Origin of the sequence: Pseudomonas khavaziana (assembly GCF_019145205.1) — a bacterium.
GTDB classification, from domain to species: Bacteria; Pseudomonadota; Gammaproteobacteria; order Pseudomonadales; family Pseudomonadaceae; genus Aquipseudomonas; species Aquipseudomonas khavaziana.
The window spans coordinates 1-18,856 of record NZ_JAHSTT010000001.1; the positions used below are offsets into that span (position 1 = coordinate 1).

Genomic DNA, 18,856 nt, shown 5'->3' on the forward strand with positions numbered 1-18,856 from the left:
GATCAAGATCAAGAGCGGCTCGCTTCGCATCGTGGTTACTGGCGGTCGCTACTTTAGAGTTGTGTCGATACCCATGGCTATCGGGGGCAAGCCCCCTCCCACATTGGGTCTTCGGACACGTCATTAACCTTACGTTACAAAACTCCCTCTCAAATTGAGCTATACAGACAGAGCGCCAAATAGTGGCTATCTGCCGCCGCCCTGCGCCTCAATAAAAATAAAAGAAGGGGAGGTCACCTGTGAAGAGCTTGCTCTATCCCGCCGTCGCGCTGATGAACCGCCTGAGCTTCGGCATGAAGTTCAGCCTGATCAGCGTGCTATTCCTGCTGCCGATGCTGGCGACCAACTATTACCTGGTGCGTGATTCCTGGCGCGAATTCCAAGGCACTCGCATCGAACTCCAGAGCCTTGACCTGCTTGGCAGCAGCCTGGTGTTGCGTCGCGACCTGGAAACCCTCAACAACCAGGTGCAGATCAACGCCACGCTTGGCCAGTCCGGCAAGGCCGCCGACCTTGAGGCGAGAATCAGCGCCCTGGAGCAGAGTGTGCTGGACCGCTTGCAAGTCTTCAGCGCCGTGGCGACCCAGCCCGAGCACGTCAGCGTTTTTGAAAGCAAGCGTGACGAGTTGATCGCCGCGTTCAAGGCGCAGCAACAGGAAAGTTCGTTGCTCAATAAAACGGCGCTGATCGGCAAATTACTTAACCAGGCCCAGATGCTCAGCCAGATTATTGCCAGCCAAGCCGGCTTGAGCCGTGACGCACAAAGTGATCTGCGCCAGCTCTCCGATCTGGTCACTACCGTCACCCCGCAAGTCACCCAGGCCCTGGGGGAGGGGCGTGCGATGGGCGCATATTCCCTGGGCCAGGGCTTTATCAATTCATCCTCCAGCACGCGCTTTGACGAACTGCTGCAGCAGTTGGAAAAACTCCAGGGCGAATATGGCTTGAAATTGCAGGACGCGCTGGGCGCCAGCCATGCTGCACACGCGACCCTCGACACCTTGGCACAAGCCAGCCGGGCCAGCCTCAAGCAAGGCAGCGAATTGTTCGAAGAACAGGTGGTGATGGCCGAGACTCTCGACGCAGCGTGGCAAGGCTTTTATGACAGCGTCAGCCAATTGATGGCCAAGACGTATCAACTGGATGACGCCACCTTGGCATTCATCGGGCAGCAACTGGAGCAACGCCTGGCACAAAACCGATTGCACATGGTGCTGCTGATCGCGGCACTGGCAGCGGTATTTGCGCTGATTTTCTACTTATACGCAGGCTTCTTCGTTTCCACCCGTACCACCTTGCGTCGCCTGGGGGCAATGATGGACAAAGTGGCGGCAGGTGACATGACGGTCACCTTCGTGGCCCAAAGCCGCGATGAGCTCGGGGACTTGGGCCAGGTGTTCAATGGCACAGTGGCCAAGATCCACGACTTGATCGAGCGCGTCGGGCATACGGTCAGCCAGGTCGAGCTGCAGGCCGGCCAGGTTCAGGCGGTTTCGGCACAGAGTAACCAGGCGGTGTCCGGCCAGCGCAGCCAGATCGAACAAGTGGCGACGGCGATGAACCAAATGTCGGCCACTGCCCAGGAGGTGGCGCATAGCGCGGCGGCGGCAGTCAGCAGCGCCCAGAGCGTCAATGATGAAACCGTCAGTGGGCGGGCGCTGGTGCAATCACAGCAAGGCGGTATCGCACGCCTGGCTACGGAGCTTGATGAGTCGGTGCGGGTAATCAACCAGTTGGCCGCCGACAGCCAGGACATCAGCAGGGTCTTGGAAGTGATCAAGAGTATTGCCGAGCAGACCAACCTGCTGGCGCTCAACGCAGCCATCGAAGCCGCCCGCGCCGGTGAACAGGGCCGAGGTTTTGCCGTGGTGGCCGACGAGGTGCGCACACTGGCCCGGCGCACCCAGCACTCCACCGAAGAAATCGAGCAAATGATCAGCCGCTTGCACAGTGGCGTCGGCGCGGCGGTGAAGGCCATGGGCAGCAGCCATGAAATGGCGAGTGGCACGGTGGGGCAGTCGGAAAAAGTCCAGCAAGCCCTGGAGAATATCCTCGGCGCCGCAGGGATGATCGTTGACCAGAACCAGCAGATCGCCGCTGCCGTAGAGCAGCAAACGGCGGTCGCCCAAGACATCGACCAGAATATTGTCGAAATCAATCGCGCTGGCGAGCATGCCGCGCAAGGCGCCCAACAGACCGAAGCGGCCAGCCGGCAATTGTCGGCGCAGGTCATTGAGTTGAAGCAATTGATCGGGGCGTTTCGAGTGTAGGAATTTTCTGTGGGATTGAGCTTCGGATTGCGTAGCGCATATCCTGATTTGTCGGACTGTGTTTTACGCGGCGTGGTTAGGTGAGAATTTATTTCATCCGTCACGGTCACGAGGAGACACGACGATGGCCGCTGCAATCGGTATCAAGGGGCATTGCGCCCAGTGCGATATGACGTTTGAACTCAAGCCTTGGCAATTGAATGCCATTGCCGTTGATATACCTTTTGACTGTACGTATTGCCACTGCGGCTTGCAGCTGTGTTGCCACAAGCAGTTGCGTCAGTTTCGCGCCCTCGACCAGTGGGCGTTGGTGCGCCCGAGCATGATCATGCTGACGTGCGCGACCTTGGTGGTGGCCCTGGTTGCAGAGTGGTTAGGACTGCTCAGCATGATTGCGCAGCTCAACCTTTCACTGGCTACGGTGTTGATTCATTTCCTGGTGGTGCGCTACGCCCGTCATCGACAGCGGATGACCTTGGAGTTGCAGGTCATCAGCCCGCTACCAGTTGAACAACTCGCACGCATTGCGTGTGCTCGTCTCAGCCAGCAATGAAGGGCTGATTGCCATGCGCTGCGCCAGGGCGATGCAGATGTCCGGCAGGTACTGCGGGCTGTTACGCTGGTTGGGATACATGGCCGGGGCCATATCGGGCGAATCGGTTTCCAGCACAACAGCCTCAAGGGGCAGTTGGGCAAGCACCTTGTGCATACGCAGGGCCTGGGGCCAGGTGGCGGCGCCGCCCAGGCCAAGTTTGAATCCGAGCTTGATGTACTCACGGGCCTCCTCGACGCTGCCGGCGAACGCATGGATGATCCCGCCCCGCGGCAGGCGGATGCGCTTGAGGGTGGCAATCACGACGGCGTGGCTGCGGCGTACGTGCAGCAAGGCCGGCAGTTGGAAGTCCGCCGCAAGTTTCAGCTGGGCTTCAAACAGGATTTGCTGGTGCTCGCGGTCCAGGTGCTCAAGAAAGTAATCCAGGCCGATTTCGCCCACGGCGCATAGTTGCCGGTGGCCGTGCAGGCGGGTCAACCAGTCCCCCAGCTCCAGCAGGTCGGCAGGGCGATGATCATCGAGATACACAGGGTGCAAGCCGAAGGCCGCGAATAAGCCGTCGTCTTCCTGCACCAAATCCCACAGCCGCTGCCAATTTTTCTGGTATACGCCCAACACCACCATGCGCTGTACGCCGAGTTGACGGCTATGGGCGAGGACTTGCGGGCGATCGTGGTCGAAGTCCGCGAAGTCCAGGTGGGTGTGGGTGTCGATCAGCTCCACGCTCAGGCCTCGTGAATACGCTGCTTGAAGGTCCGGCCAATGGCGTGCACGCCCGGTTGGTACTGTTCTTCCTCAATGGCGGCCAGAGCCAGGCGCAAGGCGGTCTCGGCGATCAACTGGTGTTGCTGGGCCATGGCGTTGACCGGCAATGGCAGGAAATCCAGCAGTTGGGTATCGCCAAAAGTGCCCAGGCGCAGGGGGCGCGACCTGAGGGGGAAGTCATGCAGCGCGTCGAACACGCCTTGCAGCAGCACGTAGGATGTCGTCACCAGCGCGTCGGGCAAATGCCCCAGGCGTTGCAGCAGTTGTTCCATCAACTGTCGGCCGCAGTCACGGCTGAAGGCTTCGCCCTGTTCGATGATCACTTCGCCGTTGAAGCCTTGCAGCGCTTCACGGAAACCGGCGGTACGCTCCTGGCTGATGCTCAATTCGGGGTGTGCGCCGATCAGCGCGATCTGCTTGGGCAGCGGTTGCAGCAGGCTGCTGGTGAGTTGCTGGCAGGCCTGGCGGTCATCGCTGACCACCGAGCAGAATTGGCCAGGCTCCATGACCCGGTCGATGGCGATCACCGGCAACCCCTTGGCTTGCAGCTCGCGATAGCTGTCATCCGTGGCTGGCAGGCAACTGGCGACAAACAACGCATCGCAACGCCGCGCACGGAACAGTTGCAGCAGTTGGCGTTCGCTGGCGGCTTCGTCATCGGAACTGGCAATCAGTAACTGGTAGCCCCGCGCTCGTGCACCTTGTTCCAGCAGCTTGGCGATGCGTGCGTAACTGGGGTTTTCCAGGTCGGGCAGGATGAACCCCAAGGTGCGCGTGTGCCGGCTGCGCAGCCCGGCGGCTTGGGGATTGGGCGTAAAGCCATGGGCCTGGACTACGGCGCGCACACGCTCAACGGTTGCATTGCTGATGCGTTGCTGTTCGGCCTTGCCATTGATGACATAGCTGGCGGTGGTCACCGACACTCCGGCCAGACGTGCGATATCACTGAGTTTCAAACCGGGATTTCCTTGTTTTTTAGAGCGTGCCCCGACATTTTGTCCAATCGTAACCGATTCCAGCCCACGACCAATGTCCCAGAGCACGCGCCGAGTGGCCCTTCTAGCTTGCGCAATTAACGCGTAATCTGCCATAAATTCTAGATTAAACGTTTCAGCAGGCGTATTTTTACGATGTTCGCCACTGAGTGACCACTGCCAATTGACCACTCAGTCAGTTATTTTTGAACATCTCGCGCTGATTAATTCAAAACAATACCTAGTGCGCACATCGCACTAACTAGGAGAACGGCATGCTTGAGCTCACTGTAGAGCAGATATCCATGGGCCAGGTGGCTGTGGATAAGTCTGCTGCCTTGCACCTGCTCGCTGACAAATTGGTGGCCGATGGCCTGGTTGCCGAGGGTTATCTCAGTGGCTTGCAAGCCCGTGAGGCCCAGGGTTCGACTTTTCTCGGCCAGGGCATCGCCATTCCCCACGGCACGCCAGAAACCCGCGACCAGGTATTTTCCACCGGTGTGCGCCTGTTGCAGTTCCCCGAAGGGGTGGACTGGGGCGACGGCCAGGTGGTCTACCTGGCGATTGGCATCGCGGCTAAATCCGATGAACACCTGCGCCTGCTGCAACTGCTGACCCGCGCCCTCGGTGAAACCGACTTGGGCCAGGCACTGCGTCGGGCCGGCAGCGCCGAAGCCTTGTTGAAGCTGTTGCAAGGCGCCCCCCAGGAGCTGGCGCTGGATGCGCAGATGATCAGCCTGGGGGTATCTGCCGATGATTTTGAAGAGTTGGTATGGCGCGGCGCAAGGCTGCTGCGCCAGGCCGACTGCGTAAGCAATGGTTTTGCGGCGGTGTTGCAACAGGTTGATGCGCTGCCCCTGGGCGATGGCCTGTGGTGGTTGCACAGCGAGCAGACGGTCAAGCGTCCGGGCCTGGCGTTTGTCACACCGGACAAACCCATGCGCTACCTCGGCCAGCCCCTGCACGGCTTGTTCTGCCTGGCGAGCCTCGGTGAAGCTCATCAAGCCCTGCTTGAACGCCTGTGTGCCTTGTTGATTGAAGGGCGCGGCCAGGAACTGGGGCGTGCCACCAGCCGCCGTGCGGTGCTGGAAGTGCTGGGCGGCGAACTGCCTGCGGACTGGCCCAGCGCCCGCATTACCCTGGCCAACGCTCATGGCCTGCATGCGCGCCCGGCCAAGATCCTCGCGCAATTGGCGAAGAGTTTCGATGGCGATATACGTGTGCGTATCATCGATGGCCCGGTGGGCGCCGTGTCGGTCAAAAGCCTGAGCAAGTTGCTCAGCCTTGGTGCGCGTCGCGGCCAGTTACTGGAATTCGTTGCCGAGCCGACGATTGCCGGCGACGCATTGCCCGCGCTGTTGGCCGCGATCGAAGAGGGGCTTGGTGAAGAGGTCGAGCCATTGCCGAGCGTGAGCGCCCAACCTGCCCAGGTCGATGTCGAGCCGGTACTCAGTGCGCCACTGAGTGGTAGCCAGCTCCAGGCCATCGCCGCCGCGCCGGGCATCGCCATCGGCCCGGCCCATATCCAGATTCCACAGCTGTTTGATTACCCCCTGCGCGGTGAGTCTGCCGCGATTGAGCGCCAGCGCCTGCACGCGGCCTTGAGCGAGGTGCGCCAGGATATCCAGGGCCTGATCGAACGCAGCCTGGCCAAGGCCATCCGTGAGATTTTCATCACCCACCAGGAAATGCTCGACGACCCGGAACTGACCGACGAAGTCGACACCCGCCTCAAGCAGGGCGAAAGCGCCGAAGCCGCCTGGATGAGCGTGATTGAGGCCGCCGCCAAGCAGCAGGAAGCGTTGCAGGACGCCTTGCTGGCCGAGCGCGCCGCCGATCTGCGCGATATCGGCCGTCGAGTGCTGGCGCAACTGTGCGGTGTCGAAACCGTCCAGGAGCCCAGCGAGCCCTACATCCTGGTGATGGATGAAGTCGGCCCTTCGGACGTGGCGCGCCTGGACCCGGCCCGCGTCGCCGGTATCCTTACCGCTCGCGGCGGTGCCACCGCCCACAGCGCCATCGTCGCTCGCGCCTTGGGCATTCCTGCCTTGGTCGGCGCAGGCGCTGCGGTGTTGCTGCTGAACGCCGGCACACCGCTGTTGCTCGACGGTCAGCGCGGTCGCCTGCATGTCGACCCGGACGCCGCTACTCTGCAACGGGCCGTGGTCGAGCGCGATACCCGCGAACAACGCTTGCAGGCGGCGTCGGCCCAACGCCACGAACCGGCGCTGACCCGTGACGGGCACGCCGTGGAAGTATTCGCCAATATCGGCGAAAGCGCCGGGGTGGCCAGTGCAGTGGAGCAGGGCGCCGAAGGCATTGGCCTGCTGCGCACCGAGCTGATTTTCATGGCCCATCCCCAAGCGCCGGACGAAGCCACCCAGGAGGCCGAATACCGTCGCGTGCTCGACGGCCTCGACGGGCGCCCGCTGGTGGTGCGCACCCTCGATGTGGGCGGCGATAAGCCTTTGCCCTATTGGCCTATCGCCGAAGAAGAAAACCCTTTTCTTGGCGTACGCGGCATTCGCCTGACCTTGCAGCGCCCCAAGATCATGGAAGCGCAACTGCGTGCGCTGCTGCGTTCGGCGGATAACCGACCGTTGCGCATCATGTTTCCCATGGTCGGCAGCGTGGATGAATGGCGTGCAGCCCGGGACATGACCGAGCGCCTGCGCCTGGAAATCCCGGTGGCTGATTTGCAATTGGGCATCATGATCGAAGTACCGTCAGCCGCCTTGCTGGCGCCGGTACTGGCCAAGGAAGTGGACTTCTTCAGCGTCGGCACCAATGACCTGACCCAGTACACCCTGGCCATCGACCGTGGTCACCCGACCCTGTCAGCGCAGGCCGACGGCCTGCACCCGGCGGTATTGCAACTGATCGACATCACTGTGCGTGCCGCCCATGCCCACGGCAAATGGGTCGGCGTCTGCGGCGAGTTGGCGGCGGATCCATTGGCCGTGCCGGTGCTGGTCGGCCTGGGGGTGGATGAGTTGAGCGTGTCGGCCCGCAGCATTCCCGAAGTGAAGGCGCGGGTGCGTGAATTCAGTCTGAGCGAGGCCCGGGGCCTGGCACAACAAGCACTGGTGGTTGGTTCGCCTGCCGAAGTGCGTGCCCTTGTGGAGGCCGTGTAAATGGCGAAGATTCTGACCCTGACGCTGAACCCGGCGTTGGACCTCACGGTGCGCCTGGCGCGCCTGGAACCGGGTGCAGTCAATCGCAGTGAAGCGATGCTCACTCACGCAGCGGGCAAGGGCGTGAACGTGGCGCAAGTGTTGGCGGACCTGGGCCATGACGTCAGCGTCGGCGGGTTTCTCGGTGAGGCGAACCCCCAGGCTTTCGATGCGCTGATCAGCCGCCGTGGGTTTGGCGATGCGTTCGTTCGCGTGCCCGGCGAAACCCGCAGCAATATCAAGATTGCCGAACAGGACGGGCGTGTCACCGACATCAATGCGCCGGGGCCGCTGGTGAGTGAAGAGGCGCAGCACGCACTGCTCGATAAGGTCGCAATGATCGGCGCGCAATTCGACGCGGTGGTGGTGGCCGGCAGCTTGCCGCGAGGCGTTAGCCCGCAGTGGTTTCAGGGGCTGTTGCAACAGTTGAAAGGCCTCGGTTTGAAAGTCGCCCTGGACACCAGTGGAGAAGCGTTGCGCACCGGTTTGCAGGCCGGCCCGTGGCTGGTCAAGCCCAATACCGAAGAGCTGGCCGAAGCCTTGGATTATGCCACCGATGCCATCAGCCAACTGCATCAGCAGGGCGTCGAACATGTGGTGGTCTCCGACGGTGCTGCGGGTGTGACCTGGTACCGCCCAGGTACGGCGCTGCACGCCACGCCGCCCAAGGTGACGGTGGCCAGCACCGTGGGCGCCGGCGACTCGCTGTTGGCCGGCATGCTTCACGGCTTGCTCAGCGACGAAGCAGCCGAACAGACCCTGCGCCGCGCCACGGCAATTGCCGCGATGGCCGTGACGCAGATCGGCTTTGGCATCAGCGATGACGCGCAGTTGGCGCACCTTGAAAGCGGCGTCGATGTACGCACGCTGACAGAACAATAAGAGGGTTTGTGATGAAGTTAGCCATTGTTACCGCCTGCCCCAACGGCATGGTCACCAGTGTGCTGTGCGCCCGCTTGTTGGACGCCGCCGCCCAGCGCATGGGCTTGCACACCAGTGTCGAAGTCGTCGACGTGCAGCGCCCGGAGCGCCAGTTGTCCCAGGCCACCCTCGATGACGCTGAATGGGTGTTGTTGGTCAGCAGCACACCGGTGGACATGCAGCGGTTTGTCGGCAAGCGCGTGTTCCAGACCACGCCGGCCCAGGCCCTGGCGGATGTCGAGGCCGTATTGCGCCGTGGCGCCGAAGGCGCCCAGGTGTATGTCGCCAACGACGCCCCGCTGGCTGCGAAGCATGCGCCGCGTATCGTCGCGATTACCGCCTGCCCGACGGGCGTGGCCCACACTTTCATGGCCGCCGAAGCCTTGCAACAGGCCGCCAAGCGCCTGGGCTACGACTTGCAGGTCGAGACCCAGGGCTCGGTGGGCGCCCGCACGCCATTGAGCCCGGAGGCCATCGCCAATGCCGACGTGGTGTTGCTGGCGGCTGATATCGAAGTCGCCACCGAGCGTTTTGCCGGCAAGAAAATCTACCGCTGTGGCACCGGTATTGCCCTCAAGCAATCCGAAGCCATCCTCAACAAGGCCCTGGCCGAAGGCGCAGTGGAAAGCGCAGCCAGCGGCGCGCCGGCCAAATCGGAGAAAACCGGCATCTACAAACACTTGCTCACCGGCGTGTCGTACATGTTGCCGATGGTGGTGGCGGGGGGCTTGCTGATCGCCTTGTCATTCGTGTTCGGCATCCATGCCTTCGAACAGCCGGGCACCTTGGCGGCAGCGCTGAAAAGCGTCGGTGACCAGGCGTTCCTGCTGATGGTGCCGCTGCTGGCGGGCTACATCGCCTACTCGATCGCTGACCGCCCAGGCCTGGCGCCGGGCATGATCGGCGGGTTGCTGGCGGGAACGCTGGGCGCCGGCTTTATCGGTGGCATCCTGGCGGGTTTCGTTGCGGGCTACTGCGTCAAGTTGATCAGCCGTGCGGTGCGACTGCCCCAGAGCCTGGAGGCGCTCAAGCCGATTCTGATCATTCCGTTACTGGCGAGCTTGTTCACCGGTCTGGTGATGATCTACCTGGTTGGCCCGCCGGTCGCCCGGTTGCTGTCCGGCCTGACCGATTTTCTCAGCACCATGGGCACCACCAACGCGGTACTGCTGGGTATTTTGCTCGGCGGCATGATGTGCGTGGACTTGGGTGGGCCGATCAACAAGGCGGCGTATGCGTTTTCCGTCGGCCTGCTGGCGGCGTCGAGTGGTGCGCCGATGGCCGCGACCATGGCTGCCGGCATGGTGCCGCCGATTGGCATGGGCATCGCCACCTTGCTCGCCCGACGCAAATTCGCCCAGACCGAACGCGAAGCCGGCAAGGCCGCGATGGTCCTGGGCCTGTGCTTTATCTCCGAAGGCGCGATCCCGTTCGCGGCCAAAGATCCGCTGCGGGTGATCCCGGCCAGCATTGCCGGTGGCGCCTTGACGGGTGCGCTGTCGATGTACTTTGGCTGCAAACTTGCCGCGCCTCATGGCGGCTTGTTTGTGCTGGTGATCCCGAATGCGATGAACCATGCATTGTTGTATTTGCTGGCGATTGTGGCGGGCAGCGTGTTGACGGGGTTGGTGTATGCGCTGCTTAAGCGACCTGAAGCTGTGGAACTGACGGTCACTGCTGCCAAGGGCTGATGGGATTCAAAATGTGGGAGGGGGCTTGCCCCCTCCCACATTTGGATTTTCATTGGCTGTAAGGGTGGTGTCATATCTGCTTCATCCCCGCATGCTTTAGTGACCCTTTTGATACTCAAGAGGGCACCTGCATGAGCCACTTCGATCTCGGCCGCCGCCGTGTGATGCAAGCCGTCGGCGCTGGTCTGTTGTTGCCAGGCCTGGCCCCGGCGGTGATCGCTTCGGTGAAGGACCGGCCGCAGCTTACTGACGGGGTGCAGTCCGGCGACCTGCTCGGCGACCGTGCGATGATCTGGAGCCGCAGCGACCGCCCGGCCAAGATGGTGGTGGAGTGGGACACCCGCAGTGTGTTCAGCAACCCGCGCAAGTTCATCTCGCCCCTGGCCGACAGCCGTACCGACTTTACCGCCCGTGTGGAGCTCAGCGGTTTGCCGGTGGACCAGGCGATTTTCTATCGTGTGCATTTCGAAGATGCCCAGACCGGTGTCGCCAGCGAACCCTGGTTTGGCCACTTGCGCAGCGTGCCGCAACAGCGCCGCGACATCCGTTTTGTGTGGAGCGGCGACACCGTCGGCCAAGGCTTCGGTATCAACCCGGACATCGGCGGCATGCGCATCTACGAAGCCATGCGCCTGCGCCTTCCGGACTTCTTTATCCACAGCGGCGACACCATCTACGCCGACGGCCCGGTGCCTGCACAGCTGGTCACCGAAGGCGGGCGCATCTGGCGCAACATCACCACCGAAGCCAAGAGCAAAGTCGCCGAGTCTCTGGATGAGTATCGCGGCAATTACCGCTACAACCTGCTGGATGAGAACGTGCGCCGCTTCAATGCCCAAGTGCCGCAGATCTGGCAGTGGGACGATCACGAGGTGATCAATAACTGGTCGCCCGGCAAGCAGTTGGACGAGCGTTACCAGACCCGCGATATCAACACCCTCGTCGGTCGCGCTCGCCAGGCCTGGCTGGAGTATTCACCCATGCGTCGGCAGAGCGCAGACGGTGGCGGGCGTATTTATCGCAAGCTCAGTTATGGGCCGCTGCTGGATGTATTCGTGCTGGATATGCGCAGCTACCGTGGGCCGAATGACGACAACCTGGGCGGTGAAAAACCCTTTCTCGGTCGCGAACAGCTGGATTGGCTCAAGCGTGAACTCAAGGCGTCGCAAGCGCAGTGGAAGGTGATTGCCGCCGATATGCCCATCGGCCTGGGCGTGCCTGACGGTGAGGTAAGCCCTGGCGTGCCGCGTTGGGAAGCCATCGCCAACGGCGACTCCGGCCCGGCGCAAGGACGCGAGTTGGAGATTGCCGAACTGCTTGGTTTTCTGCATGCGCAACAGGTGCGCAACCATGTTTGGCTGACCGCTGATGTGCACTATTGCGCGGCGCATCACTATCACCCGGATCGGGCCGCGTTCCAGGATTTCGAGCCGTTCTGGGAGTTTGTCGCGGGTCCCTTGAATGCCGGGAGTTTCGGGCCTAATCCGCTGGATAAAACCTTTGGCCCGCAAGTGGTGTTCCAGAAGGCGCCGCCTGCGCAAAACACATCGCCGTTCGCTGGCTTTCAGTTTTTTGGCGAGGTGCAGATTGACGGGCAGACGGCGGAGTTGACCGTTATTTTGCGCGACTTGGACGGGCTGTCAGTGTTCGAGCAAAAACTGCAACCTGCCTGACCTGGAATGCAGTCAAAAAATGTGGGAGGGGGCTTGCTCCCGATAGCGCTGGATCAGCCAACTGATGAAGTGACTGTTATACCGCTATCGGGAGCAAGCCCCCTCCCACATGGGTTCTGTCTGAAAATCTCAGTACACATCCCGGCGATAGCGGCCCTGTTCAATCAAGCGTTCCACCGCCTCACCGCCCAGGATATCCACCAACGCCTGATCCACCCCTGTCGCCATTCCTTGCAGACTGCCACACACATAAATCGCCGCGCCGTCCGCCAGCCATTTACGCAGTACATCCGCCGATTCGCGCAGGCGATCCTGTACGTAGATCTTTTCTTCCTGATCCCGGGAGAACGCCAGGTCGAGCAGCGCCAAGTCGCCATTGGCGAGCCAGCCTTGCAGTTCGTCCTGGCACAGGTAGTCATGGGCGATCTGGCGTTCGCCAAACAGCAGCCAGTTGCGCTGCTGGCCATCGGCAATGCGCGCCTTGAGCAAGCTGCGCAAGCCCGCCAGGCCGGTGCCGTTGCCCAGCAGGATCAGCGGCACCGGCGCATCCGGCAGATGGAAGCCGCTGTTGCGGCGCAGGCGCAGACTGATGCCCGAACCGATGGCCGCGTGTTCCGTCAGCCAGCCTGAGCCCAGGCCCAGGCTGCCGTCGGGGTGGCGTTCCTGGCGCACGATCAGCTCGAGCACGCCGTCGCTGGCGATCGAGGCAATGGAGTATTCGCGCATGCCCAGGGGCACCAGTGCGTTCACCAAGGCTTGGGCATGCAGGCCGACCAGGTGCGCGCGGTTGTCCGGCAATTGGCGGGTGGCCAGGGCTTGGTCGAGGGTGTGCGCCAAGCCGTCGATCAACACGCCGTCGCTGCCGGCCAGACCCAGGCCGTGGAGGAAGTGATCAATGGCCCACGGGCAGTTTCGCGGCAGGATTTCCACCAGGTCACCGGCCTGCCAGCTTTGCGCCGAGGGCGGTGTGAGGCCCAGCAGATAGACGTCGGCGCCGACGCTGCCAGGGTTGAGCAGGGTGCGTTGGCTCAGTATCCAGGTTTCATATTGTGCGGGTTGCCAAGCCGCCGCTGGCGCGTGACCGGTGAGTTGGCCGAGTTGCTGTTGCCAGGTCAGCAAGGCCTCAGTGTCGCCGTTGTCGACTTCCACCGGGGCGAACAGTGCATTGCCGCCCTGGTTGGTCAGCCAGAAATGCAGGCGCCGGGCAAAGCCGCAGAAGTGTTCGTATTGGCGATCACCCAGGGCCAGTACCGAATAGTTCAAGCCTTTGAGCGGTAAGTCCCGACCGAGCACGCTGCGCTCAAAACCCCGAGCATTATCCGGGGCTTCGCCGTCGCCGAAGGTGCTGACGACGAACAATGCATGTTCCGACTGGCTCAGGTCGTCCCGGCTGACGCTGCCCAGGGGCTGCACCTTCACCGGCAGGCCCGCCGCCTGCAATTGACCAGCCGTTTGCCATGCAAGTTGTTCGGCAAAACCGCTCTGGCTGGCAAAGCCAATCAGCCAGGCCGGCGCATCGCTGTGATTGGTCGTCAGGCCCTGGCGGGCATCGCGCACCTGGCGCTTCTTGCGGCGGCGGTCGAGGTACAGCAGCCAGCCGGTGATAAAGAACAATGGCATGAGCAGCGAGCTGACGGTGAGCACGAGGCGTCCGATCAGGCCGAAATAGCTGCCGGTGTGCAGCGCATAGACACTGGTCAGTAATTGCGATTTGAGGCTCTTGCTGGCGTAGCGCTCGTGGGATTTGACCTCGCCGGTGGCCGGGTCCAGGTTGATCTGGTTCAGGGCACGGTCATGGGGCGAGTCTTTGAGCAGGTAATACACGGTGGCCGGTTGCCCGGCGACGGCCGGCATGCGGATGTTGTAGGCACTCAGGTCGGGGCCGGCGTTGCTGTAGATACTGCTCCAGATCGCGTCGTAGTTGGCTACCGGAGCAGGGCCGGCAGGTGGCGGGCCGCGCTTGCGCATGCGCTCGTTTTGCGGCGCGTCGGAGAGCAGTTTGGTCACGCCCTGGTTGTACCAGTCGTAGGACCAATACAGTCCGGTCAGTGCCGCCAACAGATAAAACAGCAGGCACCAGGTGCCGAATACCGAATGCAGATCCCAGTTGAAGCTGCGACCCTTTTTGCGCCAGTCCAGGGTCAGCCATGCGCGCCAGCTTTTTACCTGGCGCGGCCAGCGCAGATACAAACCGGAAAGGCAGAAAAACACCAGGATCAGGGTGCAGGCGCCGGTGATGTTGCGCCCGGTTTCGCCGACGGCGAGGAAGCGGTGCAGTTGCAGGATAAAACCAAACACATCCTGGCCGACGGCGTCGCCCAGGTAGTCGCCGGTATAGGGATCGAAGTAGCGCATCTGGCCACGACGCTCCCCCGGCGGCGGGGTGAAGGACACCCGGGCGGCGTTGCCGCTGTCGCTTTCCACCCACAGCATCGCGACGCTCTTGCCTTCGGTGGCCTCAAGCTTGCGCACCAGTTCGGCAGGCGGCAGCACACCGGCCTCGCGCTTCTGTACGCTCAATACGGTGGGGTTGAGTGCCCTCAGGATTTCATCCTGGAACGAGTACGCCGCCCCGGTGACCCCCATCAAGGCCAGCACCAGCCCGGCAGTGATGCCGAAAAACCAGTGCAACTGGAACAGGGTTTTCTTCAACACGTCGGGCCGCCTCGCTCATCTGGATGTCTATTTCACGGCGCGCATTATGCCGTGGCTTAACGAGAAAAATTCTGTTTTACACACAAAAGCCCCACGCATCCGATGCGTGGGGCCTTGGGTCGGGACATTGACCGCTTTTAGAAGTGGAAGCTGGTGGTCAACAGCGCGGTGCGACCGGCCGCCTGGTTGGCGAAGTGCGCCGAGTAGGCCTTGTCGTAGTAGGTCTTGTCGGTGAGGTTCTGCACGTTCAGTTGCAGGTCGACGTTCTTGGTCAGCTTGTAGCTGGCCATGGCGTCATAGCGGGTGTAGGACGGCACGTACACGGTGTTGCCGGCATCGCCGTAAACTTCGTCGACGTAGAACGCGCCGCCGCCGACGGTCAGCTTGGGCGTGATGTCGTAGGTGGTCCACAGGCTGAAGGAGTTCTTTGGCGTGTTGGGCATCTGGTTGCCTTTGTTGGAGCCGGCGCTCACCACACCGTTACGCCCGTTGAGTCCGGACTTGACCAGTTCGCTGTCCAGGTAGGTGTAGCCGGCGAACACTTGCCAGTGGTCGGTGAGCTTGCCGCTGGCCGACAATTCCACGCCATCGACCTGGGATTCACCAGCGTTCTGGTAGGTGAGGGCATCGACCAGGATGCGGGTGTTTTTCTTCTCGGTACGGAACACGGCTGCGGTCAGGGACAGGCGATCATGGAACAGGTCCCACTTGGTGCCCAGCTCATAGTTGACGGTTTCTTCCGGCTGCAAATCGCTGGTGGCCGCACCGGCTGACAGCTGATTGGGGTCGGCGCCTTCACCTACCAAGCCACCGGGCGGCGTAGCTGAAGTTGCATAGGACGCATAGATGCTGCCGTTGTCCAAAGGCTTCCACACCAGGCCTGCCTGCCAGTTGAAGAACTGGCTGTCATCCTTGATCTTGGTGCGTCCGGTAGTGGCGTTGGTGTTGGCTTCGGTATCGAAGGTGTCGTAACGCAGGCCGACGTTCAGCAGCCATTTCGGATCCAGCTCGATGGTGTCGAACACATAGGCGGCGCGGCTGGTAGCCTTGGTGTTGGTGCCGTTGTAGTTGCGCGCGACACTGCCGCTCCAGGCGTCGTCTGGATTCGGGTTGCCGAGCGAGGTGCACTGGCCGCCCACGCCGCCCTTGGCCGGGTTGCACACCGGGTTGGCATTGGGGCTGACGGTATAGCCGCTGACGCGGGTTTCTTCACCGGTGAATTCCAGGCCGGTGGAGTAGCTGTGCTTGAAGCCCAGGGCCTGGAAGCTGCCGAACAGGTCGGTCTGGTTGGTGGTCGTGGTGGTCGTGGACACGCGGCTGTTAGCGCGACGCCATACGGTGCCGAACTTGTTGACGTTAAGTTTGCTGTCATCCGGTTGGGTCAGCACATAGTCCTGACCGGTGCTGCCGTGACGCAGGGTGTTTTTCAAGGTCATGTTGTCGTTCAGGTCGTGCTCGATGGAGAACGTACTGATATCAGCGCGAGTTTTGCGGAAGTCGCGGCTTTTCAAACCGTAGAAATTATTGCTGTCGCCGCCATCGGTGGGTTTGTCGTGCACGTGGGCAGTGGCAGTCGACGAAGCATAGCCATAGGGAATGCCCGAATCCGGCAGGTCATCGCTTTCCATATGGTAGTAGCTGAGGTTCACGCGGGTTGGCGTGCCCAGGCCAAAGGTCAGCGACGGTGCCACCCCCCAGCGGTCGTAGTTCACCGCATCGCGACCGGCAACGTTTTGTTCGTGGCTCATCAGGTTCAGGCGGAAGGCGGCGCTGTCGTCGAGGAACTGGCGGTTGACGTCGAGCACGTAGCGGCGGGTCTGGTCGGAGCCGTAGGTGAAGCCGCCGTTGGTGAAGTCCCGCGCTTGTGGGGTCTTGCTCACCAGGTTGAGGCTGCCGCCGGCCGAGCCACGGCCGCCGAACGAGGAGTTCGGGCCTTTGCTGACCTCGATCGACTCGATGTCGAAGATCTCGCGGCTCTGGCCGCCGGTGTCGCGTACGCCATCCAGGTAAGTGTCGCCCTGGGCGTCAAATCCGCGGATGAACGGACGGTCGCCCTGGGGGTTGCCGCCTTCACCGGCGCCGAAGGTAATGCCCGGTACGGTGCGCAAGGCATCCTGCAGCGAGGTAGCGGCGGTGTCCTTGAGCACTTGTTGCGGCACCACGGTGACCGAACGCGGCGTGTCCACCAGCGGCGCGGTGTATTTTTGCGACGAGGCTTTTTCTACCTGGTAGGAGGTGTTGTCCTGGTCCTGGCCGGTAATGTTGGTGGCGCCGAGGGAGATAGGGTTGCGTTCGCCTTTTTGCTCGATGTTTTCTGCCGCCTGCGCCAGGTGGGCGGCAGAGCTGGCACTCAAGGCTACACCGATGGCCGAGGCCAGCATGCGTGGTGAACTGGCTGGTGTTTTTATAAGAATGCGCGACATGACGTGTCCCTTCCCCAAGGATGTGAGGCCGCGGAATATAGGGCCAACAAGACTTTGTATCAATTGCGATATATTGCTATTCGCATTGAATTTACATTCTTTACACTTTTTCATTACGGATTTTGCGTTCTCGTTCGTCCCCGGGTTTTACAGGGCGGATAAGAATCAATACCATTGGCGCCTCTCTGATCGCAGGTATTGCCCCATGTTGCTGCACATTCCCGGCCTGTTCTCTCGCGAGGAAGTGCTGCGCATACGCCAGGCCCTGGAAGAGACCGAATGGGCCGACGGCAAAATCACTGCCGGGCACCAGTCCGCCAAGGCCAAGCACAACCTGCAATTGCCCGAAGGCCACCCCCTGGCCAAGGAAATCGGCGCGGCCATGCTGGAACGGTTGTGGAGCAACCCGCTGTTCATGTCGGCGGCGCTGCCGCACAAAGTCTTCCCGCCGCTGCTCAACTGCTACACCGCTGGCGGCAGTTTCGACTTTCATATCGACAACGCCGTACGCCAACCCAAAGGCAGCCCTGAACGTGTGCGTACCGATCTGTCGTCCACGCTGTTCTTCAGCGACCCGGACGAATACGACGGCGGCGAACTGGAAATCCAGGACACCTTCGGCCTGCAGCGGGTCAAGCTGCCCGCCGGCGACATGGTGCTGTACCCCGGCTCCAGCCTGCACAAGGTCAACGCCGTCACCCGTGGCGCCCGCTATGCCTCGTTCTTCTGGACCCAAAGCCTGGTGCGCGAAGACAGCCAGCGCACCCTGCTGTTTGAAATGGACGGCGCGATCCAGCAACTGACCCGCGACGTTCCTGACCACCCGGCACTGATCCAGCTCACCGGCACCTACCACAACCTGCTGCGCCGCTGGGTCGAGGTCTGAGATGGGCTTTTTATTGCGTCGCCAGGAAGTGCTCAACGTCGAGCAATTGCAGTCCATGCTCGACGATTCCCCGGTGCGCGCCGCCCAGGCGATCCTGATCGCGGCCAGGGAAGGCGTGGTCGACGCCCAGGCTTTGCTGGGGCAGATCCTGCTGGAAGGACGTGGTATTGCGCGCGATGAAACGCTGGCATTGCGCTGGTTCCGCATCGCCGCCCAGGGTGGGCACGTGATGGCGCGCAATATGGCCGGGCGTTGCCTGGAGCATGGTTGGGGTTGCGCCGTCGATGAAGCGGCGGCTGCGCGGCAATACCGGCTGGCAGCAGAGGCCGGCCTGGATTGGGGCCAGTACAACTACGCCAACCTGCTGGCGACCGGCCGTGGCGTTGTGCAAGACCAGGCCCAGGCGCTGACGCTTTATCGCCAGGCGGCAGAGCAGGGCCACGCCAAGTCGATGAATCTGTTGGGGCGTTATCTGGAAGATGGCCAGTATTGCCCCGAGGATCCTGAGGCCGCCGTGCAGTGGTATCGACGCTCTGCCGAAGCCGGGGATTTTCGTGGGCAGTTCAGCTATGCGGCGGTGCTGGCTGGTAGCGGCCAGATCGACGCGGCAGTGGGGTGGTTGCACAAGGCGCTGGAAGGAGGGAATCTCAAATTTCTGCGAACGGCGTACAAGGCGTTGGCGTCTGCGAAGGATTCACAAGTTTTAGCGATGGCGCAGGTTTACCGCGAACACGCGGATCATTTGGAAAAGACTCTGTAGACGATGACTCCTATGAGATTCGTGTTCCGGTTAGTCGATGAACGGCAAGTGCTTGAGGCTGAAGCTTCTGCTTAAATCACTATGATTAATGTTTAATCACACTCAATCAAAT

12 protein-coding genes are annotated in these 18,856 nt (G+C 61.8%); 8 read left to right on the forward strand and 4 right to left on the reverse strand.

Translation table 11 applies throughout. The features are described 5' to 3' along the window. The first annotated feature begins 239 nt into the window (after window positions 1-239). Both KVH01_RS00005 and KVH01_RS00010 read left to right on the forward strand, forming a co-directional pair. Window positions 240-2,270 (forward strand): methyl-accepting chemotaxis protein, encoded by a 2,031-nt coding sequence (locus KVH01_RS00005; protein WP_217880053.1) that lies wholly within the window; start codon window positions 240-242, stop codon window positions 2,268-2,270. 124 nt (window positions 2,271-2,394) lie between these two features. Next, window positions 2,395-2,823, forward strand: coding sequence for a hypothetical protein (locus KVH01_RS00010; protein WP_217880054.1), 429 nt, complete (start codon window positions 2,395-2,397; stop codon window positions 2,821-2,823). Here KVH01_RS00010 and KVH01_RS00015 read toward each other — a convergent pair. Together KVH01_RS00015 and cra are read right to left on the reverse strand one after the other, a co-directional pair. Beyond that, entirely contained in the window at window positions 2,770-3,546 is a 777-nt protein-coding gene (locus tag KVH01_RS00015; protein ID WP_217880055.1) for a TatD family hydrolase, read from the reverse strand. The genes KVH01_RS00010 and KVH01_RS00015 overlap by 54 nt on opposite strands. A 2-nt stretch (window positions 3,547-3,548) precedes the next feature. Further along, a complete protein-coding gene (gene cra, locus KVH01_RS00020; RefSeq protein ID WP_043048506.1) occupies window positions 3,549-4,544 on the reverse strand; it encodes a catabolite repressor/activator in 996 nt (331 codons plus the stop codon). A 293-nt stretch (window positions 4,545-4,837) separates the two neighbouring features. Between cra and ptsP the strand changes: the two genes are divergently transcribed. From ptsP to KVH01_RS00040, 4 genes are all read left to right on the forward strand, one after another. After that, a complete protein-coding gene (gene ptsP / locus KVH01_RS00025) occupies window positions 4,838-7,696 on the forward strand; it encodes a phosphoenolpyruvate--protein phosphotransferase (RefSeq protein WP_217880056.1) in 2,859 nt (952 codons plus the stop codon). Next, window positions 7,697-8,617 carry a 1-phosphofructokinase gene (gene pfkB, locus KVH01_RS00030; protein WP_217880057.1) on the forward strand — a complete coding sequence of 307 codons (921 nt, stop codon included), beginning with the start codon at window positions 7,697-7,699 and terminating at the stop codon, window positions 8,615-8,617. An 11-nt stretch (window positions 8,618-8,628) separates the two neighbouring features. Then, window positions 8,629-10,347 carry a PTS fructose-like transporter subunit IIB gene (locus KVH01_RS00035; RefSeq protein ID WP_217880058.1) on the forward strand — a complete coding sequence of 573 codons (1,719 nt, stop codon included), beginning with the start codon at window positions 8,629-8,631 and terminating at the stop codon, window positions 10,345-10,347. Between the two features lie 131 nt (window positions 10,348-10,478). Further along, window positions 10,479-12,020, forward strand: coding sequence for an alkaline phosphatase D family protein (locus KVH01_RS00040; RefSeq protein ID WP_217880059.1), 1,542 nt, complete (start codon window positions 10,479-10,481; stop codon window positions 12,018-12,020). Between the two features lie 129 nt (window positions 12,021-12,149). On the opposite strand, the gene KVH01_RS00045 is transcribed toward KVH01_RS00040, so the two are convergent. Next, complete coding sequence (locus KVH01_RS00045; protein ID WP_217880060.1) at window positions 12,150-14,675, reverse strand: PepSY domain-containing protein; 2,526 nt, start codon at window positions 14,673-14,675, stop codon at window positions 12,150-12,152. A 137-nt stretch (window positions 14,676-14,812) separates the two neighbouring features. Next, window positions 14,813-17,098 (reverse strand): TonB-dependent receptor, encoded by a 2,286-nt coding sequence (locus KVH01_RS00050; protein WP_217880061.1) that lies wholly within the window; start codon window positions 17,096-17,098, stop codon window positions 14,813-14,815. A gap of 205 nt (window positions 17,099-17,303) precedes the next feature. Between KVH01_RS00050 and KVH01_RS00055 the strand changes: the two genes are divergently transcribed. After that, window positions 17,304-17,984, forward strand: coding sequence for a Fe2+-dependent dioxygenase (locus KVH01_RS00055; RefSeq protein ID WP_043048515.1), 681 nt, complete (start codon window positions 17,304-17,306; stop codon window positions 17,982-17,984). Window position 17,985: 1 nt separating this feature from the next. Further along, on the forward strand, window positions 17,986-18,744 hold the full coding sequence (locus KVH01_RS00060; protein ID WP_217880062.1) for a tetratricopeptide repeat protein: 759 nt from the start codon (window positions 17,986-17,988) through the stop codon (window positions 18,742-18,744). Window positions 18,745-18,856: the final 112 nt, after the last annotated feature.

Coding starts and splice junctions, on each gene's coding strand:
- KVH01_RS00010 (WP_217880054.1), top strand. CDS start 2,395: ATGGCCGCTGCAATCGGTATCAAGGGGCATTGCGCCCAGTGCGATATG.
- ptsP (WP_217880056.1), top strand. CDS start 4,838: ATGCTTGAGCTCACTGTAGAGCAGATATCCATGGGCCAGGTGGCTGTG.
- pfkB (WP_217880057.1), top strand. CDS start 7,697: ATGGCGAAGATTCTGACCCTGACGCTGAACCCGGCGTTGGACCTCACG.
- KVH01_RS00035 (WP_217880058.1), top strand. CDS start 8,629: ATGAAGTTAGCCATTGTTACCGCCTGCCCCAACGGCATGGTCACCAGT.
- KVH01_RS00040 (WP_217880059.1), top strand. CDS start 10,479: ATGAGCCACTTCGATCTCGGCCGCCGCCGTGTGATGCAAGCCGTCGGC.
- KVH01_RS00050 (WP_217880061.1), bottom strand. CDS start 17,098: ATGTCGCGCATTCTTATAAAAACACCAGCCAGTTCACCACGCATGCTG.
- KVH01_RS00055 (WP_043048515.1), top strand. CDS start 17,304: ATGTTGCTGCACATTCCCGGCCTGTTCTCTCGCGAGGAAGTGCTGCGC.
- KVH01_RS00060 (WP_217880062.1), top strand. CDS start 17,986: ATGGGCTTTTTATTGCGTCGCCAGGAAGTGCTCAACGTCGAGCAATTG.